General features: G+C 69.1%; 22 protein-coding genes and 1 pseudogene. 15 read left to right on the top strand and 8 right to left on the bottom strand.

Annotated features, from left to right (window positions below; all coding sequences use genetic code 11):
* Window positions 1-63: 63 nt before the first annotated feature.
* The 5 genes from AB0I18_RS00465 (at window position 64) to AB0I18_RS00445 (ending at window position 4,353) form a co-directional block, all read left to right on the top strand.
* Window positions 64-654, top strand: coding sequence for a 2-oxo-4-hydroxy-4-carboxy-5-ureidoimidazoline decarboxylase (locus AB0I18_RS00465; RefSeq protein ID WP_363103095.1), 591 nt, complete (start codon window positions 64-66; stop codon window positions 652-654).
* Window positions 655-925: 271 nt separating this feature from the next.
* A complete protein-coding gene (sdhC, locus tag AB0I18_RS00460; RefSeq protein ID WP_363103094.1) occupies window positions 926-1,306 on the top strand; it encodes a succinate dehydrogenase, cytochrome b556 subunit in 381 nt (126 codons plus the stop codon).
* Between the two features lie 5 nt (window positions 1,307-1,311).
* Window positions 1,312-1,797 carry a succinate dehydrogenase hydrophobic membrane anchor subunit gene (locus AB0I18_RS00455; protein WP_363103093.1) on the top strand — a complete coding sequence of 162 codons (486 nt, stop codon included), beginning with the start codon at window positions 1,312-1,314 and terminating at the stop codon, window positions 1,795-1,797.
* A gap of 19 nt (window positions 1,798-1,816) precedes the next feature.
* The gene (gene sdhA / locus AB0I18_RS00450) at window positions 1,817-3,574 is read left to right on the top strand and encodes a succinate dehydrogenase flavoprotein subunit (protein WP_363103092.1); all 1,758 of its coding nucleotides are present in this window, start codon (window positions 1,817-1,819) and stop codon (window positions 3,572-3,574) included.
* Window positions 3,574-4,353: a succinate dehydrogenase iron-sulfur subunit gene (locus tag AB0I18_RS00445; protein WP_363103091.1), complete on the top strand. Its 780-nt coding sequence runs from the start codon at window positions 3,574-3,576 to the stop codon at window positions 4,351-4,353. The genes sdhA and AB0I18_RS00445 overlap by 1 nt, the downstream gene beginning before the upstream one ends.
* A gap of 117 nt (window positions 4,354-4,470) precedes the next feature.
* On the opposite strand, the gene AB0I18_RS00440 is transcribed toward AB0I18_RS00445, so the two are convergent.
* From AB0I18_RS00440 to AB0I18_RS00430, 3 genes are all read right to left on the bottom strand, one after another.
* Complete coding sequence (locus AB0I18_RS00440; RefSeq protein WP_363103090.1) at window positions 4,471-4,734, bottom strand: TM2 domain-containing protein; 264 nt, start codon at window positions 4,732-4,734, stop codon at window positions 4,471-4,473.
* A 276-nt stretch (window positions 4,735-5,010) separates the two neighbouring features.
* Window positions 5,011-5,406, bottom strand: coding sequence for a DUF2752 domain-containing protein (locus AB0I18_RS00435; RefSeq protein WP_363103198.1), 396 nt, complete (start codon window positions 5,404-5,406; stop codon window positions 5,011-5,013).
* A gap of 49 nt (window positions 5,407-5,455) precedes the next feature.
* Complete coding sequence (locus AB0I18_RS00430; RefSeq protein ID WP_363103089.1) at window positions 5,456-5,938, bottom strand: TM2 domain-containing protein; 483 nt, start codon at window positions 5,936-5,938, stop codon at window positions 5,456-5,458.
* 277 nt (window positions 5,939-6,215) lie between these two features.
* On the opposite strand from AB0I18_RS00430, the gene AB0I18_RS00425 reads away from it, so the two are divergent.
* The gene (locus tag AB0I18_RS00425; protein WP_363103088.1) at window positions 6,216-6,608 is read left to right on the top strand and encodes a DUF1330 domain-containing protein; all 393 of its coding nucleotides are present in this window, start codon (window positions 6,216-6,218) and stop codon (window positions 6,606-6,608) included.
* A 156-nt stretch (window positions 6,609-6,764) separates the two neighbouring features.
* Here the strand turns inward: AB0I18_RS00425 and AB0I18_RS00420 are convergent, their stop codons facing one another.
* Both AB0I18_RS00420 and AB0I18_RS00415 read right to left on the bottom strand, forming a co-directional pair.
* Entirely contained in the window at window positions 6,765-7,568 is an 804-nt protein-coding gene (locus tag AB0I18_RS00420; protein WP_363103087.1) for a phosphatidate cytidylyltransferase, read from the bottom strand.
* Window positions 7,565-9,358 carry an aminotransferase class I/II-fold pyridoxal phosphate-dependent enzyme gene (locus AB0I18_RS00415; protein WP_363103197.1) on the bottom strand — a complete coding sequence of 598 codons (1,794 nt, stop codon included), beginning with the start codon at window positions 9,356-9,358 and terminating at the stop codon, window positions 7,565-7,567. The genes AB0I18_RS00420 and AB0I18_RS00415 overlap by 4 nt, the downstream gene beginning before the upstream one ends.
* 308 nt (window positions 9,359-9,666) lie before the next feature.
* Between AB0I18_RS00415 and AB0I18_RS00410 the strand changes: the two genes are divergently transcribed.
* The gene (locus tag AB0I18_RS00410) at window positions 9,667-9,951 is read left to right on the top strand and encodes a hypothetical protein (protein WP_363103086.1); all 285 of its coding nucleotides are present in this window, start codon (window positions 9,667-9,669) and stop codon (window positions 9,949-9,951) included.
* 4 nt (window positions 9,952-9,955) lie between these two features.
* Complete coding sequence (locus AB0I18_RS00405) at window positions 9,956-10,336, top strand: PIN domain-containing protein (RefSeq protein ID WP_363103085.1); 381 nt, start codon at window positions 9,956-9,958, stop codon at window positions 10,334-10,336.
* A gap of 1,042 nt (window positions 10,337-11,378) precedes the next feature.
* Here AB0I18_RS00405 and AB0I18_RS00400 read toward each other — a convergent pair.
* Both AB0I18_RS00400 and AB0I18_RS00395 read right to left on the bottom strand, forming a co-directional pair.
* Entirely contained in the window at window positions 11,379-11,792 is a 414-nt protein-coding gene (locus AB0I18_RS00400; protein ID WP_363103196.1) for a DUF2750 domain-containing protein, read from the bottom strand.
* A gap of 51 nt (window positions 11,793-11,843) precedes the next feature.
* Complete coding sequence (locus AB0I18_RS00395; protein ID WP_363103195.1) at window positions 11,844-17,000, bottom strand: hypothetical protein; 5,157 nt, start codon at window positions 16,998-17,000, stop codon at window positions 11,844-11,846.
* Here AB0I18_RS00395 and AB0I18_RS00390 point away from each other — a divergent pair.
* Window positions 16,945-19,545: pseudogene (locus AB0I18_RS00390) on the top strand (DNRLRE domain-containing protein); the annotation flags it as partial. The gene AB0I18_RS00395 and the pseudogene AB0I18_RS00390 sit on opposite strands and share 56 nt — an antisense overlap.
* A gap of 95 nt (window positions 19,546-19,640) precedes the next feature.
* On the opposite strand, the gene AB0I18_RS00385 reads toward AB0I18_RS00390, so the two are convergent.
* Window positions 19,641-21,272, bottom strand: a complete 1,632-nt coding sequence (locus AB0I18_RS00385) for a DASS family sodium-coupled anion symporter (protein WP_363103084.1) — start codon at window positions 21,270-21,272, stop codon at window positions 19,641-19,643.
* Between the two features lie 228 nt (window positions 21,273-21,500).
* Here AB0I18_RS00385 and AB0I18_RS00380 point away from each other — a divergent pair, with 228 nt between their 5' ends.
* From AB0I18_RS00380 to AB0I18_RS00355, 6 genes are all read left to right on the top strand, one after another.
* Window positions 21,501-22,283: a hypothetical protein gene (locus tag AB0I18_RS00380; protein WP_363103083.1), complete on the top strand. Its 783-nt coding sequence runs from the start codon at window positions 21,501-21,503 to the stop codon at window positions 22,281-22,283.
* A 143-nt stretch (window positions 22,284-22,426) separates the two neighbouring features.
* The gene (locus AB0I18_RS00375; protein ID WP_363103082.1) at window positions 22,427-23,539 is read left to right on the top strand and encodes a serine hydrolase domain-containing protein; all 1,113 of its coding nucleotides are present in this window, start codon (window positions 22,427-22,429) and stop codon (window positions 23,537-23,539) included.
* 107 nt (window positions 23,540-23,646) lie between these two features.
* Window positions 23,647-24,063, top strand: coding sequence for a VOC family protein (locus AB0I18_RS00370; RefSeq protein WP_363103081.1), 417 nt, complete (start codon window positions 23,647-23,649; stop codon window positions 24,061-24,063).
* A gap of 316 nt (window positions 24,064-24,379) precedes the next feature.
* Window positions 24,380-24,787 (top strand): hypothetical protein, encoded by a 408-nt coding sequence (locus tag AB0I18_RS00365; RefSeq protein ID WP_363103080.1) that lies wholly within the window; start codon window positions 24,380-24,382, stop codon window positions 24,785-24,787.
* Window positions 24,788-24,792: 5 nt separating this feature from the next.
* Window positions 24,793-25,308, top strand: coding sequence for a DCC1-like thiol-disulfide oxidoreductase family protein (locus AB0I18_RS00360; protein WP_363103194.1), 516 nt, complete (start codon window positions 24,793-24,795; stop codon window positions 25,306-25,308).
* 10 nt (window positions 25,309-25,318) lie between these two features.
* Window positions 25,319-26,101: a TetR family transcriptional regulator gene (locus AB0I18_RS00355; protein WP_363103079.1), complete on the top strand. Its 783-nt coding sequence runs from the start codon at window positions 25,319-25,321 to the stop codon at window positions 26,099-26,101.
* Window positions 26,102-26,156 lie beyond the last annotated feature (55 nt).

The following is a 26,156-nucleotide window of genomic DNA, read 5'->3' as shown; positions in this document are numbered from 1 at the left end:
TCAAGTCTCGATAGCGTGACGTCACATCTCTCACTTGACCCCCCACCGAATCACGCGTGGCGCATGCCCGCGCGTCACCGAACCGCCGAGGAACCCACGCTGCCCGCGCACCGTCCGTCCCGCCTCCCCGGCCAGGTCGTCGCCATACCGGAACTCCCGGAACAGACCCGCTTCGCGCCGGGTCCCACCGGATCCCGCCCCACCGGCCTGGAGCGGCTCAACGCCGTGCCCGCCGACGAGGCCGAGCGCGCCCTCCTCGCCTGCTGCGGCAGCCACCGCTGGGCCCGCCGCATCGCCGACCACCGCCCCTACCCGGACCTGGAATCCCTCCTCGCCGCGGCCGACGAGGCGGCGTACGACCTGACGCCGGGCGACCTCTCCGAGGCCCTGGCCTGCGAGTCCCTCGCCCTCCTCCCGGACGGCACGTACTCCGCGGCCCACACGGCCCTGAGCGCCGCCCACGCCGCCTACGAGAGCCGCTTCGGCCACGTCTTCGTCATCTGCGTGGACGACGCGCCCCCCGAGGAGGCCCTGGACCAGGTCCTGGCCGGAATCCGATCACGATTGACAAACGATCCGGAGGAGGAACGAATCCTGACGGCGGAGGAACTCCGCCGCCTGGCGAGGGGCCGCCTGGCCCGCCTGGCTTTCTAGGGGGCTCCGCCCCCTAGGGGCGCGGGGAACTGCGCGCCCAGCCCCAACGAACCCGCACCCGGCAAATCAGCGACATCCCCACCCCAGTAGCCGCTCTCAGTAGCCCGTACGAGCCTGTTTGCTTGCCTGTTTGATCACATCGGGTAGGCCCGCCGTGAACGTTCCGACAGCACGTCGCTACGATGGCCAGGGCCGGTGGACCGTACCCGGCCGGGCCCGTCCGACACAGAAGCCGGCGCGGCCCCAATCCCCGCTCCCGGAGGGTTCTTCCGTGCCGGCTGGAACGCTGTACCGCGGCCGGGAAGGAATGTGGTCATGGGTGGCTCATCGAGTCACCGGCGTCCTCATCTTCTTCTTCCTGTTCGTACACGTGCTGGACACCGCTCTCGTGCGTGTCTCCCCCGAGGCCTACGACGAGGTCGTAGCCACCTACAAGACGCCGCTCGTCGCGTTGCTGGAGTACGGCCTCGTCGCCGCCATCCTCTTCCACGCGCTGAACGGCCTGCGGGTGATCGCCGTCGACTTCTGGTCGAAGGGCCCGCGCTACCAGAAGCAGATGCTCTGGACCGTGCTCGGCATCTGGGTCGTGCTGATGGTCGGGGCCCTGTACCCCGTCCTCGGCCACGCCGCTCGTGAAGTCTTCGGGAGCTGACGCCAATGTCCACCACCGAGAAGACCGCCGCGTCCGGCATCGGCCCCGTCGAGGGCGAGTCCCTCTACAGCGTCGACAACCCGGCGCCCCTGATCGAGGCCCCGCGCAAGCGGACCAAGAAGACCCCGAAGTCGACCCGCGGCAACTTCGAGATGGCCGCGTGGCTCTTCATGCGCCTGTCCGGCGTCGTCCTCGTCGTCCTGGTCATCGGCCACCTGCTGATCCAGCTCGTCCTCGACGGCGGCGTGTCCAAGATCGGCTTCGCCTTCGTGGCGGGCCGCTGGGCCTCCCCGTTCTGGCAGACCTGGGACCTGCTGATGCTGTGGCTCGCCATGCTGCACGGCGCCAACGGCCTGCGCACGGTCATCAACGACTACGCGGAGCGCGCGAACACCCGGCTGTGGCTCAAGGGCCTGCTCTACACCGCCACGGTGTTCACCATCCTGCTGGGCACGCTGGTGATCTTCACCTTCGACCCGAACATCCGCTAGATCCGGGGCTACGAGACTCATGAAGATCCACAAGTACGACACCGTCATCGTCGGCGCGGGCGGCGCCGGCATGCGCGCGGCCATCGAGTCGACGAAGCGCAGCCGTACCGCCGTGCTGACGAAGCTCTACCCCACCCGCTCCCACACGGGCGCCGCGCAGGGCGGCATGGCCGCCGCGCTGGCCAACGTGGAGGAGGACAACTGGGAGTGGCACACCTTCGACACGGTCAAGGGCGGTGACTACCTGGTCGACCAGGACGCCGCCGAGATCCTGGCGAAGGAGGCCATCGACTCGGTCCTCGACCTGGAGAAGATGGGCCTTCCCTTCAACCGGACGCCCAACGGGACGATCGACCAGCGCCGCTTCGGCGGTCACAGCCGGAACCACGGCGAGGCGCCCGTCCGCCGGTCCTGCTACGCCGCGGACCGCACCGGCCACATGATCCTCCAGACGCTGTACCAGAACTGCGTCAAGGAGGGCGTCGAGTTCTTCAACGAGTTCTACGTCCTCGACCAGCTGATCACCGAGGTCGACGGCGTCAAGCACTCGGCCGGCGTGGTCGCGTACGAACTGGCCACCGGCGAGATCCACGTCTTCCAGGCGAAGGCCGTGATCTACGCGTCCGGCGGCACCGGCAAGTTCTTCAAGGTGACGTCCAACGCGCACACGCTGACCGGCGACGGCCAGGCCGCCGTCTACCGGCGCGGGCTGCCGCTGGAGGACATGGAGTTCTTCCAGTTCCACCCGACCGGCATCTGGCGCATGGGCATCCTGCTGACGGAGGGCGCCCGCGGTGAGGGCGGCATCCTCCGCAACAAGGACGGCGAGCGCTTCATGGAGAAGTACGCGCCGGTCATGAAGGACCTCGCGTCCCGTGACGTCGTCTCCCGCTCCATCTACACGGAGATCCGCGAGGGCCGCGGCTGCGGCCCCGAGGGCGACCACGTCTACCTCGACCTCACGCACCTCCCGCCGGAGCAGCTGGACGCCAAGCTGCCCGACATCACCGAGTTCGCCCGTACGTACCTCGGCATCGAGCCGTACACGGACCCGATCCCGATCCAGCCCACCGCGCACTACGCGATGGGCGGCATCCCGACGAACGTCCAGGGCGAGGTGCTGCGCGACAACACGACGGTCGTGCCGGGCCTGTACGCGGCCGGCGAGGTCGCGTGTGTGTCGGTGCACGGCGCGAACCGCCTGGGCACCAACTCCCTCCTGGACATCAACGTGTTCGGCAAGCGCGCGGGCATCGCCGCGGCGGAGTACTCGGCCACGGTCGCCGCTCATGTCGAGCTGCCCGAGGACCCGGCCTCGCTGGTCGTGGCCCAGGTCGAGCGGCTGCGCAGTTCCACGGGCAAGGAGCGGGTGGCCGACATCCGCAGGGAACTGCAGGAGTGCATGGACGCCAACGTGATGGTGTTCCGCACCGAGCAGACGATCAAGACGGCCGTCGAGAAGATCGCCGAGCTGCGCGAGCGCTACCTGCACGTGTCCATCCAGGACAAGGGCAGGCGGTTCAACACCGACCTCCTGGAGGCCGTCGAGCTGGGCAACCTGCTCGACCTCGCCGAGGTCATGGCCGTCTCGGCGCTCGCCCGCAAGGAGTCCCGCGGCGGTCACTACCGCGAGGACTACCCGAACCGCGACGACGTGAACTTCATGCGCCACACCATGGCGTACCGCGAGGTCGGCGACGACGGCACCGAGTCCATCCGTCTCGACTACAAGCCGGTCGTCCAGACCCGCTACCAGCCGATGGAGCGTAAGTACTGATGGCAACTCCCACCCTGGACAAGGCGGACAGCGCCGGCAAGCCGGAGGCCGGCTTCGCCGACTCCCCGTACATCACGGCCACGTTCCGCATCCGCCGCTTCAACTCCGAGGTCTCGGGCGAGGCGGTCTGGGAAGACTTCCAGCTGGAGATCGACCCCAAGGAGCGTGTCCTCGACGCGCTGCACAAGATCAAGTGGGACCAGGACGGCACGCTGACGTTCCGCCGGTCCTGCGCGCACGGCATCTGCGGCTCGGACGCCATGCGGATCAACGGCAAGAACCGGCTGGCCTGCAAGACGCTGATCAAGGACCTGAGCCCCGAGAAGCCCATCACGGTCGAGCCCATCAAGGGCCTGACGGTCCTGAAGGACCTCGTGGTGGACATGGAGCCGTTCTTCCAGGCGTACCGCGACGTGATGCCCTTCCTGATCACGAAGGACACCAACGAGCCGACGCGCGAGCGCTTCCAGACCGCCGAGGACCGCGAGCGCTTCGACGACACGACGAAGTGCATCCTCTGCGCCGCCTGCACGTCCTCGTGCCCGGTGTTCTGGAACGACGGCCAGTACTTCGGCCCGGCCGCGATCGTCAACGCGCACCGCTTCATCTTCGACTCGCGTGACGAGGCGGGCGAGCAGCGGCTCGAAATCCTCAACGACAAGGACGGCGTGTGGCGTTGCCGCACGACGTTCAACTGCACGGACGCCTGCCCTCGCGGTATCGAGGTCACGAAGGCGATCCAGGAGGTGAAGCGGGCGCTGATCACGCGCCGCTTCTGAGGTAGTCGGCCGTACGCATTGGCCGTACGCGTACGAGGGCCCCGTCTCCCGGGTTGGGAGACGGGGCCCTCGTCGTACGTCAGGCCGTCAGGCCGCCGGACCGTCAGGCCACCGACGTCAGCCGCGCAGGACGCGGCCCTGCTTGTCGGTGCGGTCGTTGCTCGTGAAGAACAGGATCGCGTCGATCAGCGCCCAGAGGCCCAGGCCACCGCAGGTGAGGAGCTGGGCGATGGCCACACCGTTGGAACCCACGTACCAGCGGCCGGCGCCGAAGCCACCCAGGAAGAGCTGGAGGATGCCCGCGGTGATCTTGGACTTGTCGGAGTACGGGCGGCCGGCGTGGTCGACACCGAACGGGGCGTCAGGGGTGGGGACAGACATGCGTGTTGCTCCTGGCATGAAGAAGAAAGCGGAACGGAATGTTCCGAGCGGAACCCAGGAGGGAATCCACGATGACTGCACGTGTGCGCTCATCCCCCCTGCGGAGGTTGGAGCCTAGAGGGGCGGGAGTGCCCAGGGGGAGGGAGGGAGAGCGATCGTGTCGATTCCGTGATCCATTGTCCGGAACCTCGCTTGACACTTGTGCCCGATTGGGCACCCACGAGATGCCCACGAGCCCGGCCCGTACGGCCTTTACGACCTAGAGACCCAGCCGACCTATACGAGGTTGCGGGCCACGGTCCACGCCACGGCGACGAGCAGTATCAGCGCCTGGGTTCGGCGGCTGAGCGAGGGCCGCCAGCGTCGGCCGCGCAGCCCTTCCATGCCCCAACGGGCGAGCAGCGCCAGGGCGAAGGGCGAGGCCAGCAGCAGCATCCGGTTGTCGTGCCAGGCCGCGGTGAAGTGACCGTGCATCAGGTCGTACGCCATGCGGGTGCCGCCGCAGGCCGGGCAGAGCAGCCCGGTGACGAACCGGAACGGGCAACCGGGCAGCAGGTGCCCCGGTTCGTGCGGGTTGGTGCCGTACAGATAGCCGGCGCCCGCGACTCCGGCGGCCAGCACCGCGAGGGGTGCCGCCGCCGGGTGCCGCAGGGCGGACGGAATGGACCGGATGGACCGGACGGAACGGACAGGCAGGACGGACCCTCGCGCGGGCCCGGGGTCAGCCACGCAGGGGCCGTCCCTGCGAGTCCGTGGCGCTGTTGCCCACCAGCAGCATGATCCCGTCGATCAGCGCCCAGATGCCGAGGCCGCCGCAGGTGAGGAGTTGGGCGACACCGACACCGACACTGCCGATGTAGAACCGGCCGATGCCCAGCGTGCCCAGGGTCAGCTGGAGCACGCCCGCGACGATCTTCGACTTGTCGGAGTACGGGCGACCGAAGGGGTCGTAGCCGTACGGGGCCGAGGGGTCGCCGGTGTACGTGCCGGGCGGCATGGCGCCCGCCGGGTATCCGGGCTGCTGGTAACCGGGCTGGCCGGGCTGACCCGGCTGCTGGTAACCGCCCTGGTAGGGCCCCTGCTGTCCCTGCTGGTACGGCCCGGGCTGGCCGGGCTGACCGCCGTACGGGCCGGCGTTCGGATATCCGTAACCCGGCTGCGGGTTCTGGGGCTGCTGCGGGGGCTGCTGGGGCTGCTCACTCAAGGCGACGACTCCTGTGATTGAACCGGTTGACCCGGTGCTCCGACTGATCCGGTGCGCGAGGGCATGGATTTGGACATGGCCATGAACATGGTCGCCGGTCATGTTGCCAGGAGGAACGGGGGGAGGGCCACAGCGGGTGGCCGGTTGTACCGGGTACGTGACACGCGGCGGCGGACGCCACGCAGTCGGAGCTCGCCACTCCGCTCGGGCTTGCACGCGGAAACCGATCGGTTTACGATGAGGGAACCGATCGGTTTCCCGTCACACAAGTTTCCTGATGCCGGAGAGGGTATTGGCAATGATTGCGAATTCACAGAAGAAGAAGTTTTACGCCCTGAATATGTTTGACGTGGTCGACTTGGAGAAGTACCTGGCGTATTTCAGTCGCTTGCCCGAAGAGGCTCCGCGATATGGCGGTCGAATGGTGGCGTTCGGCCGTTTCCGGGACAACGTGGCCGGTGACCTCACGCCACGGCAGGTTCTGTTTCTCGTTGAATGGGAGTCCGAAGAGGCGTTCAACAGCTTCCGGGACGATCCGGACTTGGCCGAATTGCATCCGCTGCGGGAGAGCGGGACGGCGTCCTATACCTGGCAGACGTTCGATGGTCTCGATATGAGTGACCCCGCCGATGTTCCGCTCGACGACGTACTGGCGGTACTCAAGCCTTAAAACCCTCATCGCTACGGAGCCGGAGCCGTCCTTGGCCGGCCGACGAGGCGTCGGTCGGCCAACATGGCTCACTGCCGGCCGCGCCCGCCGGGAGATAACCGACCGCCCGTGAGGGCGTCATCACCAAGTCCACTGGCCAGTCAGGGCTGTTGAGGGTCAGCTCAGGACAAGCAGGACGGCCAGCGCGACGAGCAGCGAGTCGATCCGGTCCAGCAGGCCGCCGGAGCCGGGTAGCCAGTGGCCGGCGTCCTTCGCCTGGGCACCTCGTTTGACCATGGATTCGAGAAGGTCGCCGGCCGGGCCGCCGATCGCCACCGCGACCGCCATCGGCCAGGTCAGCGCGGACAGCACGGCGAGTACGCCGACGCCGGCCGCCGCCCCTGCCAGCGTCCCGCTCCAGCGCTTGGCCGGTGACAGGGGCGACAGCCTTGGCCCGCCCAGCCGTTGACCGGCGAAGTACGCCACGATGTCGGCGACCGAGACCGCCACGAACAGCGCGAGCGCCCCCGCCCCGAGCGGTACCAGCGCGGCGAGCACGCTCAGCCAGACCAGCCCGAGCAGCCCGGCGCCGAGCCGGTGCAGGCCCTGGTCGGCGTCACCGGCCAGGAGCGGCACCGCGGCCACCGCGAGCGCCCCGACCGCGACCGCCCGGAGCTCCTGTCCGGGCGCCAACCAGGCGGCCAGCACCACGCCTGCGACCGCGGCGGCCAGTACGCCCCGGTCCACCCGACCCAGCCGCATCAGCCCGCCGAACTCCATCACCGCGATCACCCCGACCGCGATGGCGATGGCCGCGGCGCCGGGGCGGCCCCACCAGAACGCACCGGTGACCAGCGGCACTCCGACCGCCCAGGCGCACCACCGGATCAACAGCTCGCGGCGCCGGGAGGCCGCCACCGCGACGCCGCCCAGCGCCAACGCCCCACCGAGGTAGGGCGCCAGGGAGGCCACGGTGATCACCGGGCGGATCCGGCGGCGGGCACGCCGGCAGGCACCGGAGCGGGCGAGGTCGGCACGGGCGAGGTGGCACCCGACCGCAGCACCTCCAGGGCGGCCTGGAAGGCGGCCACGATGCGCGCGTTCTCGGCGGTGTCCTTGACCGCGATGCGCACGGTGCGCCCCTGGTACGCCGACGACATCGGCGACAGGTCGCGCAGATAGACGTCGTGGCGGCGGCACTCGTTCACCACCTGCGCGGCACTCGGCCCGCCGGACGGCAGGGTCACGGTGAGGAAGTTCGCCACGCCCTCCTCGACCACCACGGTATCGTCCAACCCGGCCAGGTCGGCGGCCAGTTCCCGGCGCAGCACGTGGGTGCGAAGCCAGCGGTCGCGGTAGTACGCCGGGTCGCGCAGGGCGGCCACGGCGGCCAGCTGCGCCGGGAGACTGACCGGCCAGGGCGGCGTCCGCAGCCGTAGCCGCGCCGCGGTGGCGGGCTCGGCCACGAGGTACGCAGCCCGCATACCGGACAGCCCATACATCTTCGACAGTGAACTGCAGACTACGACCCGCGGGTCCGTCGCGGCAAGGTCGACCAGCGACTCGGCCAGGTCGACATAGCCCAGGTACGCCTCGTCGATCCACCAGCGGGTCCGGCCCGGCGCGGCGGCGATCACCGAGCGCAACTCACCGGCCGGCGCGTGGCGTCCGGTCGGGTTGTTCGGATTGACCACCACCACGAGGTCGTAGTCACCGGACCCGACAACCGCGGACAGCCGAGCCGGATCGATCCGCCAGCCGTCTTCGCGGCGCAACCGGAACCGGTCCACCCGGCACCCGATCACCCGCTCCGTGACATGGGCGTACTCCCCGTACCCCGGATCCATCAGAAGCACCCGACTCTGCGGTGTCAGCCACTGGCCGAACGCCCTGAAGATCAGGTCGGACGAACCGGCGCCGACCGCAAACGTCTCCACCGGCAGCGCCCGGGCCACGGCGATCTCCGCCAACAAGCCCTCGGCACCGGTCGGCGGCGAGGTCCGGGCGGCCCAGGCCGGATCCTCCGCGAGCGCTGCCCGCACCCCGGGGGCCGGCGGGAACCAGGCGTCCAACACGTCGGCCGCGACGACCTGATGACGCCGGTGCAGGCTGCGAAAATCCGTACCGATGGCGGTGAACGAGGCGCCGCCGTGTTCGCAACCGTCCGGCCGAGGTGCGAACGGCACGTCCAGCCGCCAGTCCACTTGGGACCGCAGGCGCTCCAGTATCGTGCGGAAACGCTCCATCGTGACCGTCGTCAGCTCGGTCACTGCGCCGGTCAACACCTCGAAGGTCAACGCACCGCTGCGGACGGTACGGCCGACCGGACGCAGCCCGGCAGCCAGATACATGTCGAGCAACTCGGTGCGCCCCATGACCACCACCCGGCGACCACCCCGGGCGGCGATCCAGCGCAGCGCCGCGTGCATCAACAGCGGCGCCGCCACGGTGCCCCGCCAGCGCGGCTCAACGGTGAGGATGCGCACCTCGAACAGATCGTCCTCGCCCAACAACGGCAACTCGTCGCAGCTCAGATACTTGTCCAGCGCGTACCGCCCCACCCACGGCGGAGTCAGACTGACAAAGCCGATACGCACCGCGCCGCGCGCCGCCACTAGATAGACGTTGTCACCGTCCAGCCCGTCACGAAGCCGCCCGCCCGGATCCGGCACATGCTGGCCCAACTCCTCCGCGTACACCCGATGACGCAGTTCGTAGATCCACTCAAGATCCTCCGGAGTGGCAACGCGCAACTGCAGGTCACGGCCCATAAACACCTCATTCGACGCGGGGTGGGGGGCCATCCCATCGTGGAGAACGCAGACCACCCGCGTCAGAGCCAAGCGACACAGTCAACCTGGGTACGGGTACTCAGGCGCAGTCGTCCCTTGCGTGCTCCGTCCAAGTGGAATTGGGAGTTTCGGAACCTCAGCCCGCCTTCAGTGCGTGGTTGTACGTCCCGGTTGCCGCCAGCGTTGCCGTCGGCGGTCCAGACCACTTACCCGATCCCGCCCGCGCTCGCAGGCTTCATGACGGATTTCGGTAGGAACGCGTTCCTACCGCGCGCTATGGTGGCGCCATGACCGCACGCAAACTATCGATCTCGGTGCCCCCGGAGATCGAAGAGACGATCAAGGCCGCCGCCGCCGAGGAAGGCAAGCCGGTCTCTGCCTGGCTGGCCGAGGCCGCGGTGGAGAAGGCGCACCTCGCCGAGTTGGCCACCCAGGCTCGCGCCGCGATGGCCGAGCTGCTGGCCGACTTCGAGCGCGAGCACGGACCGCTGCCCGAGGAGTCCCGGCAACGCGCCCGGCAGTTTCTCGCCGAAACCGGCCTACTGGACGACGCATCGGGGCGGGCGGCCTGAGAACGTGCGCACCATCGTCTACGACACCGGGGCCCTCGTGGCCGCCGAGCGCCGCCGCCCCGACTTCTTGGCCCTGCACGACGAGCTGACCGCCGCCCGGATCCGGCCGCTGGTGCCGGTAGTGGTCCTCGCCCAGGCCTGGCGCGGCGGGCCGCAGCACCAGATCTCCCGAGTCCTCAAGGGCTGCGACATCCTGCCCGACGACGAGCGCATGGGCCGGGCGGCCGGCGTGGCGTGTGCCGCCTCCGGTACCTCCGACGTGGTCGACGCGATCGTGATCACTACCGCGGTGCAGTACCAGGCCCCGGTGGTCACCAGCGATCCCGACGACCTGACTCAGCTGGCCGACTCGCTCGGCGTCAAGCTGCGCCTGTACACGGTCTGAACTCGACCGCGGCACGGAGAGTCCAAGGAAGCGGCCTTCGCGGGAGAGATCATGGCCCCGTACGCTGCCCCGCGGCTCGGGCTGACTCCTCGCCCGCCCGCAGTGCCCGAGCAGGGATCGTGATCTTCGACGCTCGCGCGAAGGCCGGTTCCTCAAAGTCTCGGAGTGCCGTCCTGACCGGGCACGATTTCCAGGTCCGGCTGCGCAGCGCGCTGGCCGCGCCGCGCGGGCGGAACGCCTGAGCGCGAGTCGGCGGGCGAGCGCGCGGCCTGCATGGCGGGCCGCCTCGATGGGATGTAGAGGAACTATGTCCGCGAGGCGGTCTTGCCGGGTGCGTTACGCGTCGGAGTCCTGCGGCACTGCGGCCAGAACCCGTCCCACCACACCTACCGGGAGATCATCACCCGCCCCTGGCGGACCTGGCGCCAGACGTGGCCGTCTCGCTCGCCCAGGCGCCGCACCGCGCTGACCCACCCGCCCCCTGCCTGGCGCAGCCGATCGAGACTCCCCCGCACTCGTCAGCCCCGGCAGGGGCGGGCCCCCACGTGCGTGGCGCGCTCACGGCTGTGGAGCGTTCTGGCCTCTGCCATAGAAGGTCAGCCACAACGGCGGGTGCGCTGGCCGGTCATCCGCCACGTGTGTCTCGCTCAACCCCGCACCGGCATCAGCCCAGTTATCTCCATCGTCGCGACCTCAGCCAGCCACCTGACCCAGGCGTTCGGGACGGCAGTTCGGCCCGGGTGCCGACGCCGCACGGTACGAGCTCGCCGGACGGCCTCTCGGGTGCCCGGCTGGTCTGCTGCCGAGCGGTCGGACAGTGGGGCTTCCGATTGGTAGTCCGGCCTATGCTCCCGCGCTCTGCGCAGCCCCCGTCCGCGGACGTTGCCGTCAACCGTTGCCGTCTGCGGTCTAGACCTCTCTTCTAATACGTGTGCGGGCTGAGGAACTGTCATCTACGTTTTCGCAGGTGAGCGCTATTCGGCTTGTGTGTGGATGTGCGTGGAAGTTCTGTGTTGTGCGTCCGTGTTGCGGTCAACCGAATCTACCCGTCGTATGGTGGTTCGCCAAGCACGTGAATGAGACGATTGACCACTTCATTGACATTGAAATCCCATCCAGTCAGGTGCTGTCCACTCCAATTAATCCCTACCCGGAAGTCATCCCTGGCTAAATCCGGCAAAGCCGCGCTTCGCCAATGATCCAGCGGCATTGAAACAGCACGAAATTGAGGACCCCATAGCTGAGCAGCGCGATGCGCACGGGCCTCCGATGACCAATAGGGAAATGCCGGCCGTCCAGAACTTGAGACCGGCGTCGGACTACCGTCGTCATCTCGAACCCACCAAACGGTACGAGTCTGAACGATCTCACGGAAGAAGGCCGCCGCCTGCGCCCCACTTGTGCCCACTTGTGTCCTCCCAGGTCGTCCCGACTTGAGCACCACTCTCGAACTCATCGTCATCAAAGAGCTGTTGGGCCACGACCACGTCGGCGTCACCGCCACCGTCTACACCCACGTACGCCTTCCCCTCCAGCGCGACGCCATGACCGTCCTCGGCAACGCCCTCGGAGCGGTCGCGGCCAGGGTCGATGTCGGCGTGGCGTCCGGGCTCGACACGTCCGTCGCCGCATCCGGAGCATCCGCCACCGGACCGGACGAGGCCGCGAAATCGGTGCGGTAACCCCAGACCACCCCGCCCGACGACTTGCACCCGGTGCCGCTCCCGGCGGGCGCGACACTCGACGTCCAGGCGTTCACCAGCTCGCCCATCACGTCGTACGTGAAGCACTGGTTGTCCCATGTCGTGCCCGAAGCCTCGGACAGCTTGCGGGCGTTGGACGTGATGGTGCCCGAGATGTCGTAGGAGTAGTGGCTGTCCGTGATGCGGTGCGGGCCGGCGGTCTCGCGGTCCGCGACCGTGCGCTGGAGACGGCCGGTGTGCGGGTCGACGAAGTTCGTCGTCCACACCCGGTTGGGCTGGGATCCGGAGACCGTGCGCAGTACCTCGCCGTACGGCGAGTAGGTCGCGTCGGACGTGTACCAGGCCTGGCCTGACGTCGACTCGGCGAGGCCGTCACCGTTGTAGCGGGTGACGACCTTCTCCTTCGCGAGTCCGCCCACGGCCGGCAGTGTGATCGACAGCGGCTTGCCGGTCGGAGTGTAGGTGTACGCGTAGGCATACGTGCCGGACAGACCGGTGGTCGTCGTGTGGGCCGGGATCACCGTCTCGCTGCCGGTGGGCCGGTAGTCGGTGTCATAGCCGGTGGCCCGGCTGATGTAGTCGCCGCCCGAGGTGTGCCGGGTCGAGGCGACCGGCTGGCCCAGCGCGCCCGGCAGCGTGTCGTAGGTGTACGACTTGGCGGGGGTGGCGGTCGCGGAGCCCTCTCGGACGTTCTTGATCCGGCCGAGTTCGTCGTACTCCGTGTGCGTCGTCCTCGACTTGGCGTCGGTCACCTTGTTCGGCCGGTCGGCCTCGTCGTACAAGGTGTCGGTCCTGCCGACGTCCGGGTCGGTCGTGGACGTCACCCGGCCACGGGCGTCGTACGTGTACGTCCAGACGTTGCCCGCCGGGTCCGTGACCTTGGTCCGATTGCCGCGGGCGTCGTACTCGTACGCGGTCAGACGTCCGTCGCCCGAGCTCTCACCGTCCTTGCTGTAGTGGTGGATCGAGGTGACCCGGCCGCGGGCGTCGGTGTAGGTCCGGATCCGCGGCGCGGTCGAGCCGGCCGGATTCACGTACGTGCTGGTGTCGCTGTACTCCGTCGGCGTCGCGTACTCGAAGTCGCCGTCGTAGTACGTCGACTGGCGCACCTGCCGCTCCAGACCGTCGTAGCGCAGCTTGACCCAGCTGGGGATCAGCGCCTTCGACCTGGGGGCGAACAGCTCGACGGCCGGCTCACCCTTCGCGACATAGGCACCCGTCTGCTCGTCGGGCAGACCGTGGTCGTTGTAGGTGAGGTCGGTGACGATCCGGCCCGGGCCATGAGCCTCGGACTGGCTCTGGACCTGGCGCATCAGACCGTCGTAGATCGTTACTTGACGGCTGTAGGAGCCGTCGTCCTTCAACGTCCTGGCCGTGACGGCGGCCGGTCGGGTCTTCTCGGAGGTGGCGATCGCCGCCTGGTATTCCATCTCTATGTCCGGCGTCCTGCCGCCGGACGAGCGCGACGGCGACCAGCCCTTCACCAGACGTCCGAGCGCGTCGTACTCGCTTCGCGTCACCCGACCGTTCGCATCGGTGACCGTCAGCGCAAGGCTTCGGCCCGGATCGAAGGCCGTGGTGACAGCGTGCCCCTTCGCATTGATCGTCTTGACTGACGTGACCGGTCCGCCCGCATCCCCAGGGGTGTACTGGGTCTCGGTCATACCGGTGCCCGGCGGAGTGACGGTGCGGAGGCGGCCCAGCGGATCGTAGGTGGTCTTCGTGATGACCGAGTACGCGGTTCCGGCACCGTCGATCGCGGCGGTGGAGGTGACGAGCCCCTTCGTCGGCACTTCTCCGTATGCCAGGTTGTCGTAGCTGGTCCGCGACGCCGACATGAGCTTGGTGGCCGGATCGGCCGTGCCGTGGTCGGCGCACGAAGTGCCCGTACTCCGCTCCTCCTTGAGCAGCCCGATCAGCCACGTCGACGTGTTGTGCACGTACGACGTCTTGGTGCAGCTCTGGTCGGACAGGGTTTCTCCGGACCCGTTCGGCTTGACCACAGCCGTCTCGACCTGGATCGGCAGGCCGTACGTCTCGTCGACGGACGTCAGCGTCCGGACGGCACGCCAGCTCGGATCGGCTGTCTGGATCTCGTCCGTGCGCTGGATGCCACTGCGGTGCGCAAGAAGCGGCGCTATGTCCGTTCCGTCCTGGCTTTCACGCGAGCGGGACGCGGTCTGCTTCGACCACGGGTAGCTGAGGGTTCTCTTCTTGACGCCCTTGGCGCCCTTGTCCGAGTTGAGAAACGTGATGCGTTCCGCCGTCATGCCCGCGTACTGCGGCTCGTCATCGTCGAGCAGCGTGTACGCGCCCGTGGAGTCCTTCACTACTCCGCCGACGCCCTGGAAGTACCGCGTCTCGGAGTACGACTGCGACTGTGGTTCGCCCAACTTGGAGGTGGATTTGCTGCCCTTGGTGACCGCGACCTTGCGGTAGCCGCGCCAGTCGCTGTACGTGCGCAGGGACGGGCGGGTGAACTCGTCGTCGGACTTGGCCCAGGCGGGCTCCGAGTAGTCGTACGTCACGTGGACGGGCTTGCCGCGCGACGTGACCTTGTCCGTCTCGGTCACCGAGTCGACGACGTACTTGTTGAACCACGCCTTCGCGGGCGTCTTCTCGTCGCCGTCCGGGGACCAGCGGACCGGATAGCAGGTGCCGTTGTTCTTGCCCTTGTCCTCGGACGGTTCGCTCGCGCAGCCGCCCTTGTACTCGACCTCGATGTCGCCGCCGTGCTCGGTGGCGACCGTGCCGATGCGGGGCCGGGTGAAGCCGGGGCCCTGGTCGTTCGGGCCGCTGGAGACCAGGTTCGGGAGCTGGCGGTCCATGAGGCGAAGGCGCAGGGGCGAGGTCGAGCCGACCGAGTACTCGGCGAAGCTGACGCCGTCCTTGGACTGGAGGGTGCCGGTGCTGTCGCCCGGGGCGAAGCCCCTGCGGGTGATCGAGTTCAGCCAGAGGCCCGGCGATGTGTCGTACCAGTCCTCCGGGAAGGACTGGTGGAGCGTGTACGTGTCCACCTTGCCGAGGCCGGTCTGACCGGCGCGAGCCGCCTTCGTCGTCACCGTGTCCAGGCGCATCTGCGTCCAGAAGGACGGGAAGGCCGGGCACAGTTTGGACGTGGACTTGCAGTTGAGGTTGCCGGGTGTGTCCCACCAGGGCCGGTACGCGCCCGGGTCGTCGGTCTTGGCGAAGTTCGCCGCGTCGCAGGCCGTCTCCGACTTCAAGCAGCGCTGCTTGGCTCCGAACTCGACCGTGGCGGAGGGCTTGGTCAGGTCCGAGGAGCGCATGCCGTACTCGATGGTCGTCGGGTAGGCGTAACGGTCGTACTGCTCAGGGGACTTGAACTTCTTCTTTACGGCGTAGTGGTTCGTCTCCTGCTTCCAGTTGGCCACCAGTGCGTTGCCGTGCACGTCGACGACCTTGTCCAGGCCCCAGCGCCAGGCCTGCTTCTTGCCCGCGCCGCAGCGGGAGTCGGCGAAGGCGGTGGCATGGCAGGGCTCGCCGGGGTGGTTGCCGAAGACGGGGACGGTGGAGACGGAGTTGGTGTCGGCGTGGCCGCCGCCGACGTTGTTCAGACCGTAGAAGTACTGGGTGCCGTCCGTGGTGGTGACAACCCAGTACTCGCCGTCGTTGTCGCCGTTGCTGCCGCCCGTCCTCAGCTGGACACGAGTGCCGTCATCCCGCTGCGGACGATAGGTGTCGGTGCTGCCGACCCGCACCAACTCGGTGGTCTTGCCTGCCAGAGACATCACAGCGTTGTGCGACACCCAGCACAGGTCCGACGTCTTGTCCTTCTTCGCCGTGTTGTTGGCCGTGCCTGAGTTCATCGCCTTGCGGTCGTCCTGGCAGGCCCGGTAGCGGCGCTCGATGTGGCCGGGGTCGTATCCCCAGCCCTCGCCGATCCAGGATGCCTGGGGCGAGGAGACCGCGGTACGGCCGTCCACTGTCTGCGAGTTGTAGGTGAAGGAGACGTTGGGGGCCGGACCCGCAGGTGCTGCCGGGAGGGTCAGGGGATACGACCAGGTGAACGCACCCGATGAACCACCCGCCTCCCACTTGCCGTTGGAGGCCAGCGGCGTGGCCTTGAACGAACCGCCGCCACCACCACCGGAGTCGACCGCGCCGACGACCGCCGTGTCGCCGGTCGCCGCGGCCGGGGTCACCGAGGCGCGGTACGACGCCTGGGCTACTGACGGGCCGTCAGCGCCGATCGCCCGCGCTGCGGCCGGAGTGACCGTTCCGTCCGCAGCCGTGTCCACCGTGGCCGTGATGGCCTGGGCCTTCGTGTCGTTGGCCGTCTCCAGTTCCTCGTACGTCTGGCACGCCTCGTCGTCCGGCGTCGTCAGGTAGCACTCGGGAAACTGGACGAAGCGCAGGCGGGAGGCCCAGTCGGCGCCGTAGAGGTTCCTGAACTCGGCGTAGTCCAGCTTGACCGAGACCGGCACGGAACCGGTGGCCGGGGCCTGGACGGTCACGACGGCGCCGTCGACGCCCTGGGACACGGGCGCGGTGCGGGCGGCGACGGAGACCTGCCAAGTGCCCGTGGGCGCGGCCTGGTCGGGGGCCTGTCCGAGGCTGACGGGCAGGTCGTCGACCGGGGTCAGGTCGACCTGTTGGGCGGTCGCTCCCTGGCGGGATGCCGTCGGGGCCGTGCCCTTACGCGCCGCGATCGGGCCCGTACGCGCCGATGCCTGGGTCGCACTCGCCGTCGAACCGAAGCTGACCGTCCCGGTGTCGGCGGGCGGCGCCGTCGCCGTGCCGGCCGGGGCCTGTTCCAGGTCCTCGGGGACATCGACCTTCAGGGTCTCCAGGTCCCGCTCGAAGACCTCGCCGGCGACCGGAGCGTCCTTGTCGAGCGTCTCCAAGTCCAGTGTTTCGCGGCCCTGTTCGGCGGCGGCCGGGTCGGGCGCCACCGCCCAGCCGACCGCATCGGAGAGCCCGGGTCCCACCGGCCCGGTCACCGAGGAGCCGAGCGACAGCCCGAGCCCCACCGAGGAGCTCATCGAGACGGACGAGCAGGCCGACGCGAGCCCCGAGACCCTGTCGGCGGCCACCGACGGCCCGGATCCCACCGTGGCGGAGTCCCCGCTGCCGTCCGCCCCTGCCGAGCCGACGCCCGCGCCCTCGCAGAGCGGCTCCGCGGCAACGCTCGGCCTGCCCGGCCTCGACGGCCCCTCCCCCGACTCCCGCGGCGAGCTCGTCGAGACCGACCTGTCCGGGGCGAACTGGACGCTCACCCCGGCCCAGGACTTCCTCGCGGACTCGGCCACCACATACCCGGTGTTCATCGACCCGTCGGTGAAGAAGCACACCCAGAACTGGACCACCGCGTACAGCCGCCACCCCAACGCCACCTTCTACAACGGCAAGGGCTTCAACAAGGGCGGTACGCACGAGGCCCGCGTCGGCTTCGAGTCCGACACGTGGGGCACCTCCCGCTCGTACTTCAACATCTCCTTCGACAAGGATCTCAAGGGCACGAAGATCACCAGCGCGAAGCTGCGCGTTCTGGAGACGTACTCCTGGTCCTGCAGCGCCCGCTCGATGAGCGTGCACCTCACCGGCGAGATCAACTCCCACACCAACTGGAAGAACGCCCCCAAGCTGCACGACGGCAACAAGTTCGCGACCAAGAGCTTCGCGCACGGCTACAAGTCCGGCTGCCGGGACGCGTACGAGACCTTCGACGTGAAGAAGGCCGCGCAGAAGCGGGCCGACAAGGGCGAGGACACCATCACCTTCGGGATGCGCGCCCGTGACGAGCACGCGCAGTACGCGTGGAAGAAGTTCCGCGCCAACGGGGACAACGCGCCCGTCCTGGAACTCGTCTACAACCGCAAGCCGACCGTCGACTCCAAGTCTCTCGACCTCGGCCCCGAGGGCAAGTGCACCACCACCGAGCCGTACGTGCGTATGGGCTCGGGCAGTCTGACGTTCACCGCCCGGGCGTCCGACAAGGACAAGAACCTCGACTTCCTCGACTTCGACCTGTGGGCCAAGGGCAAGTGGGACAGCACGGGCGATCTGCTCAAGGCCACCGGCAAGGTCTCCGTCGGCGGTGACAAGGACACCGCGCTGCGCACCACGAGCGGTTTCTCCACCAGCACGCTCGCCAACGGCACCGTCTACTCCTGGCGGGTGCGGGCCGTCGACGACGCGAACGCCTCCTCCGGCTACTCTCCAGCCAAAACACCGTGCCGCTTCGTCCTCGACACCACCGCCCCCAAGCCGCCCAAGGTCAGCTCCACCGACTTCCCCAACGCCGACGGCAGCGAGAACGGCTTCGGCAACGACGACGAGGACACGAACTGGAGCACGCTCAAGTTCGGGACGGCGGGCTCGTTCACCGTGCGCGCCCTCAACACGGACGTCGTGCGCTACGAGTACGGCTTCAACTCGGCCTCCTACACAGGCTCTCTGACGCGTACCTCCGGGACAGCCACCACCGTCAGTGCCACCATCGGCAACGCCAAGCCGCCGACCGCCGGTCCCAACGTGCTGTACGTCAGGGCCGTGGACGGAGCGGGCAACCCGTCCCAGCCGACGAAGTACTTCTTCTATGTCACGCCTCGCGACCAGGCCGACGCCCCCGGCGACTTCACCGGCGACAAGCTCGCCGACCTGATGGTCGTCACCGAGGGCGGCAACCTCTCCCTCTACCCGTCACAGGCGGACAAGGACCTGGCCAAGGGCACCGGCGACCTGGACTACTCGATGCCCGGGGCCTACCGGGGCAACCCCGCCAAGGACCCGAACGGCGACGATCTGCCCTCCTTCGTAGCCGCGCCCTCCGGTCACTTCAAGGGCGCGCTGATCACCCACAACGGCGACGTCTACGGCGGTGACGGCCTGCAGGACCTGATCGTCCGCGTCGAAGGCAGGCTGTGGGTCTACCCGGGCGACGGCTACGGCGCCGTCAACGTCGACAAGCGCCGCGAGATCCTGCTGCCCGACGGCGCTCCCAGCCCCGCCGACCTCACCCAGATCGTGTCCGCCGGGGACGCCACCGGTGACGGCCGGACCGACTTCCTCGCCACGGTCGGCGACGAGTTGTGGGCCTTCACCGGCTACCACGGGGCAACCGTCGACCAGGCGATCCGCCTGGCCGCCTCGACCTGGACCGAGCGCGACCTGGTCACCGTCCAGGACATCAGCGGAGACGGCGTCACGGACCTGGTGTACCGCACTGATGTCTCCGCGCGCCTACTGCTGCGCAAGGGCATCGCCGCGAGCAGTGGCGGGGTCGACCTGAACTCCCTGAAGTCCGGAGCCAACTCGTCGGGCGGCGAGGACACCGAGTACGGTGCCGCGGGCTGGTCCAGCGCCGGCATCCCGCTGCTGGTCGGAACGCCGGACGCCAACGGGGACTCGGTTCCCGACGTCTGGACCGTACGCTCCGACGGCTCGGTCCGCTTCTACGCGGGCGGCAAGACGGTCCTCTCGGGCTCCGGCACCGAGATCATCGGCCCCGTGAGCTACTGGCAGACCCGCATCGCCATCGGGTGACATCGACAGCTGTCGTGCGGTCGTCGACGGCGGTCGTCGAGGAAGTACCCCCGCGGTCCCCGAGCCCGCGAGGAACTTCCTGCGACGCGTAGCTGTCACCCCCCGATCCCGGTGGCAGCGGCCATCACGGGCAAGAGCCCGATGATCAGGATCGCGCCGATCACGTCGAAGGTGATCCCGGAGCGGATCATCCGGGTGATCGGCACGCACCCGGTGCCGTAGACGATGGCGTTCTGGGGCGTGGAGACCGGGAGCATGAAGCCGAAGGACGCGGCGAACGTGGCGGCCAGAGCGGGGACGACCGGGTCGACCCCGGTCGCCACCGCGAGCGGGATGACGATGGGCACCACCACCGCGGCGGAGGCGGTGTTGCTGGTGGTCTCGGAGATGATGATCGCCAGCACGACAGCGAAAGCGGTGATGGCGAAGGAGCTGCCGATACCCAGCGCGTCCGAGGCGTTCTCGCCGATCGTCTTCGCCAGACCGGTGGAGGACAGCATGGCGCCGAAGATGATCCCGGTGCCGAAGAGCAGGATGGTGCCCCAGTCGATCCGGCTCGCGTCGCGCCAGGTCATCGTGGTCTCCTGGCGCGACCAGTTGACCGGCAGGATGAACAGCAGGGCGGCGCCGATGACGGCCGCGACACCCTCGTTCAGCCGGTCGTCGACGGTGGTGTACGCGCTGGAGTCGGTGCCGGCGGCAAGGCCGACCACCGCGGGGACGAGCCACAGGGCGACTGTGACCGCGAACGCGACCACGGTGTTCTTCTCCGCGCGGCTCATGGGCCCCTGCTCGGCGCGGCGGGCGCGGACGTACTCCTCGACGCCTTCGATCTGCCGGACCTCCGGCCGGTTGATCAGCAGCAGGACGGCGGCGAGGACGATGAACATGAGTGCGCAGATCGGCAGGGCCGCCAGGGTCCACTGAGCGAACGAGATGCGCTCGCCGGTGGCTTCTTCGATCAGCCCGCGGCCGATGAGGTTCGGCGGCGAGCCCACCGAGGTGAGCAGCCCGCCGACGCTGGCGCCGTAGGCCAGCATGAGCATCAGCGCGGCGCCCACCCGGACCCGCATCGGGTCGAAGTCCGGGCGCACCACACCGCGGTCCTGCATCAGCCGCGCGACGACCGCGAGGATGCCGATCGCCGTGGGCATCAGCATCGCGACCGTCGCCGTGTTGGACACGAACGCCGACAACAGGCAGGTGATGCCCCCGAAGGCGAGGATGATGCGCACCGTCGACCGGCCCACGCCGGGCAGCCCGAGGACGAAGAACGCGACGCGTTGTGCCACCCCGTGCTTGAGCATGGCCTGGGCAAGAATGAACGCCCCGATGAACGTGAACACGGTGGTCGAGCCGAAGGGCGCCAGCACCTCGTCCGAGGGGGCCACCCCCAGCAGGATGATCGCCGAAACCCCGATCAGGCCCCCGACCGGGATGGGTACCGGCTCACAGATCCACAGCACGATCACGCCGAGGAGTACGGCCCCGAGCGACTGCTGCGCGCCGTCCATGTCCAGCGGGAGCAGACCGAAGAGCAGGGCCACCGCGGGGGCGAGGAACCAGCCCACAAGTCGGCGGCCCTTCTCGAACCGCTCCTCGGCCGGCGAGAGCCGTTGCTCGCCCAGGCTGCGGTATGTGGCGCCACCCAGCAGGGCCTTCTCGACGTCCGTCCGCGTGCTCTCGGCAGTCGGCGGACCCGGCGACGCATCGTGCTCTGCGGCCATGCCTCCTCCTTGAGGACTCGACTGCGTCCACTGTGGCAACGCGACCTCAACAGTCCAAGACAAGCAACCTGTAGAACTCATCGGCCAGGTCTGTGAGTTGAAGAGGCCGGCCCGTTGCCGACGCGTTCCGGCCGCAACTCCCGGCGATTCAGACATACTTGAGGTCTCAATCAGCCATATCCCGTGTGGTTCATGTGACAGACGGGGTTCCGGTTGCAGGCTGAGCCCATGCCCCTCCTGAGGAAAGCCGCCGCCGCGCTGTCCGCCGCCGCGGCCGTACTGTTCGCGATACCCGCCACCGCCTCGGCGACGCCCGCCCCGTACGGAAGCGGCACCTTCGTACGGGAGGGCTTCGACCGGCTCCCCCTCGGTCCGGTCACCGCGGGGCGGGGCTGGACCACCGACACCTCCGACGGCACGCTGACCGTCGAGCCGAGCACCTCCGGCGGACCCGGCCGCGAACTCCGCGTCCATACCGAGGGCAACGGCCGTGCCTTCCTCGTCCTGTCCGACCTCGCGCCGCCCGGCAACAGCTTCTGGGCCCGTATGCGCGTGAAGGTCGACGCCTTCCCGACCGCTCCCGACTGGGCGCACTGGACCCTCGCCGAGGCTTCCGGCTCGGACTCCCCCACGCTGGTCCGTCCGCTCGGCGGCCAGTACGTGCCCACCGAGAAGCGCAACTTCTTCGGCGTCGGCTCCGACCTGAGCTCCACCGGTGACTGGACCGCCTGGCGCACCTCCGCGCCGGTCACCGCCGGAGCCTGGCAGTGCGTCGAGTTCCACCTCGACGCCACCGACAACCGGGTCACCGTCTACCTGGACGGCGTCGAGAAGTCCGACCTCACCGTCTCTACGAAGCAGCACGGCGGTACGGAGGGCGACTTCGTCTTCCCCACCTTCGACAAGCTCAAGCTGGGCTGGCAGCTCTACCAGGCCGACCCCTCCCCCTCCTCGTACGACATGCGGATGGACGACATCGCGCTGAGCACCAGGCGCGTGGGCGGCTGTTAAGCCTGACTGACAATCAGTCATCGCGCACGGTCGTCTCCACATCGGTTCATCACCCGGCTCGGGGTCGGCTCGGGGTCGTGTCAGGGGTGCGTCCGGGATCTTCCCGATGGAGCGGAGGGCCGCACGCCGCGAGGCTTGTGCGTGTGGCGAACTCACGTGGACACGAGAAGCGATGGGCCAGGGCCGTGGCAGCCGGAGCGGTGGTGACAGCGCTGGTGGCGGGGGCCGTGCCGGCGGTGGCGGCCGGGCCCGAGCGCGGTGTGGCGCACCGGCATCAAGAGCTGGACGAGGAGGCACTGCGAGCCGTACTCGCCGAGGTACCCAATGAGAACGTGACGGGCGGCCTGATCCGGATGAGCGGAACCGACGGCCGCTGGACGGGCCTGACCGGCCCGTCCGTACCGTCCGCCGACGCGCACTTCCGCATCGGGAGCATCACGAAGATCTTCACCTCGACGGTGCTGCTGCAACTGGCCGCGGAGGGACAGCTGACCCTGGACGACACGGTGCAGAAACTGATGCCCGGCCTCCTGCCGCCGGGCTACCACCCCGTCACCGTGGGCCAGTTGCTCAGCCACACGAGTGGGCTCCCGATCATGACCTGCGCCGAGGAAGACATGTCACCGCGCGAGGCCGTCGACGCGTCGCTGGCGTGCGGAGAGCCGACGGAGCCGGGGAAGGCCACGCGGTACAACGGCATCAACTACTTCATCGCGGGCCTGCTCATCGAGCAGGTGACGGGCCGCTCGTACGGCACCGAGGTCCGTACCCGCATCCTGAAACCACTCCGTCTGCGCGACACCTTCGTACCGGCGCTGGACGACTGGTCGATACCGGCGCCGCACACGCGGGGGATGGTGGTGGTGCCGGGCTCCGGCTCGGACGAACTGAAGGACGTGAGCGTCCAGAGCCCGCACTCCTGGGCGGAGGGCGGGATGATCTCCAACGCCCCGGACCTGGCCCGCTTCTTCACGGCCCTGTACCGCGGCCGCCTGCTCCCACCGGCCCAGCAGAAGGACCTGTTCCGGATGCCCGCGGCGGCGAGCGGCGAGCGGCAGTTCAGCTATGGCGGCCTCCAGCGCACCGAACTCCCCGGCGGCACCCTCGTCTGGGGCAAGAGCGGCCACGCCGCCGGCTACACGAGCGGCGTTTTCGCCACCCGCGACCTCCGCCGCCTCCTCGTCTACGCCATCAACCCGACGGACCGGGCCCCGGAGACGCCGTATGTGATGCGCATAGCGGAGGCGGCGTTCTGATCGGTGCCGCCGTGCCGCCGCGCCTCTGCCCGCCTGCCCCCGTGCCACTCGGGTGACGCCGCGGCCGCCTCCCCCGGCAGCCCCGACCACCGCCCTAACCTGACGCCATGTCAGACAACGAGTCGTACGAACTGCTCGGTTTCGACAACGTGCTGCTTCCGGTGGGCGATCTCGACGAGGCCGTGGGTTTCTACGAGCGGGCCGGGTTCACCGTCGGGTTCCGGCTCGACGAGGCCGGGATCGCGTTGCTCAAGGTCGGGAGCGAGACGCCCGGGGTGCTGTTGCGCCGGGAGGAGGAGCTCGGGCACCGGCCGCCGCCATGGGGGTCGCCCCGGGTGTGGCTGGAGGTGCGCGACGCCCGGGGTACCGCCGCCGCGCTGGCCTCGGCGGGCATCGCGTCCCTCGACGCGCCCTCCTCCGCGGCGACCGGGTGGACCGTCGAGGTCGCGGATCCGTGGGGGAACGTCATCGGGTTCACCGACTACAGCAAACGGCCGGAACTGGGGCGCGCCGGCCAGGCCTGACGAGCCCGCGACCGTGGCGCGTACGCACCTGTGGGGGCACCCCAGCCGTAGAGCTACTTGAGGGCGATACGCCGTCCGCCCCGTCCTGTGACGCGCCCCCGCGGCGCGAAAGTGGCCATGCCAGTTCCGACCGTCCCACAGACCCCCCGCCGGATCACCCGATCCGTCCCCGGACCGACCACCACCCGATGACCGGCCAACCAGGCGATCACCAAGCCAACCACCAAGCCTGACTTGAACATGTTCAAAAACCCGTCTACATTCTTCCTCGACAGCGTTTTGAACGCGTTCAAGAAGTTCGAGAGAGGGTGGGGACATGGACCTCACGGTGGTCGCGTACGTCATCTATCTGCTGGTCAGCGTCGCGCTGACGATCTGGGTGGCGCGGACACTCAGCCACAACGGGCGGATCTTTCTGGCCGATGTGCTGCACGGGAACGAGAAGCTCGCCGATGCCGTCAACCACCTGCTGGTGGTGGGCTTCTACCTGGTCAACCTGGGCTTCGTGGCGCTCTATCTGAGCCAGGACGACGAGATCGCCGACGCCCGCGGGGTGTTCGAGGCCCTGTCGACGAAGGTCGGCGTGGTGCTCCTGGTGCTCGGCGCCATGCACCTGGGCAACGTGTACGTGCTCAACAAGATCCGCCGCCGGGGCATCATGGAGCGCGAGCAGCAGCCGCCCGTGCCGCCGCAGGACTGGGTCGCCCCGGCGGTCGGGGCGTGACCACGATGGCCACCGCCACCCAGGGCCGGGACGCCGCGCGCGTCCCGGTCCGCGGGCTCACCGTCCTGTACGACGCCGAGTGCTCGCTCTGCGCCTTCCTGCGCGACTGGCTCGTACGGCAGCGGCAGTTGGTGCCGCTGGAGCTCGTTCCGGCCGACTCCGAAGCGGCCCGGCACCGCTTCCCCGGGCTCGACCACGCGGCGACGCTCGACGAGATCACCGTGGTCGGCGACTCCGGCCAGGTCTACCGGGGCGCCGCCGCCTGGATCGTCACCCTGTGGGCGCTCGCCGAGCACCGCCCGATGGCCCACCGGCTCAGCACTCCGGCCGGGGCGCGTCTCGCGCGGGGCGCGGTCCTCGCCGCCGCCAAGTGGCGTGAAGGACAGGCGGCGCGGCGGCAGGGGCGTTGGCGTGAGGGCGCGAATGCCCATTACGGAGCCCACGGGTGGGTGTACAACCCGGCCGCGGGCTGGACGTACAACGCGCCCGCCTGCGACGGCGACACCTGCGCGCCTCGTTAGGCTCTGTCCCGTGCCAGCAGCGAAAGACAGTGTCAGTGGACCGGAAGGCCCCGCGGAGTCCGAAGGCCCCGGACCCGGACCGTCCCGTACGCCCGCCAAGAGCGAGCAGACGCGGGCCCTGATCCTGGAGACGGCGATGCGTCTCTTCCAGGAGCGGGGTTACGAGAAGACGACCATGCGGGCCATCGCCAAGGAGGCCGGGGTCTCCGTCGGGAACGCGTACTACTACTTCGCCGGCAAGGAACACCTGATCCAGGGCTTCTACGACCGGCTCGCCGCCGAGCACCGGGTGGCGGTCCGTGAGGTCCTGGACCGGGAGAAGGACCTGGAGGCCCGGATCGCCGGGGTGCTGAAGGCGTGGCTGGACGTGGCGACGCCGTACCACGAGTTCGCGGTGCAGTTCTTCAAGAACGCCGCCGATCCGGACAGCCCGCTCAGCCCGTTCTCGGCCGAGTCGGAGCACGCGCGCGTGGAGGCCATCGGCGTCTGCCGCGAGGTGCTGGCCGGCTCCAAGGCGAAGGTCCCGGAGGAGCTTCGGGATGTGCTCCCCGAGCTGCTGTGGCTCTCCCAGATGGGCCTCGTCCTGTACTGGATCTTCGACCGCACGGAGGGCCGCGAGCGCAGCTACCGGCTGGCCGAGCGCGGCGCCCGCCTCACCTCTCTCGGCGTCTCGCTGGCCCGCTTCCGGGTGCTGCGGCCGCTGGTCCGCGAGGTGCACGACCTGTTCACGGACTTCCTGCCGGGGATGACGAACGCCTTGCCGGATCCGGCGGTCAAGCGGCGCGCGGAATGATCACTATCGGGTGAAGCGGCTCGAACGGGACACCTGGCATCCGGCCTGCCTACGA

The organism is Streptomyces sp. NPDC050704, from assembly GCF_040654355.1.
GTDB lineage: Bacteria > Actinomycetota > Actinomycetes > Streptomycetales > Streptomycetaceae > Streptomyces.
Note: the sequence above shows the minus strand (reverse complement) of the source record. Positions and strands in the feature narration are given on the sequence as shown.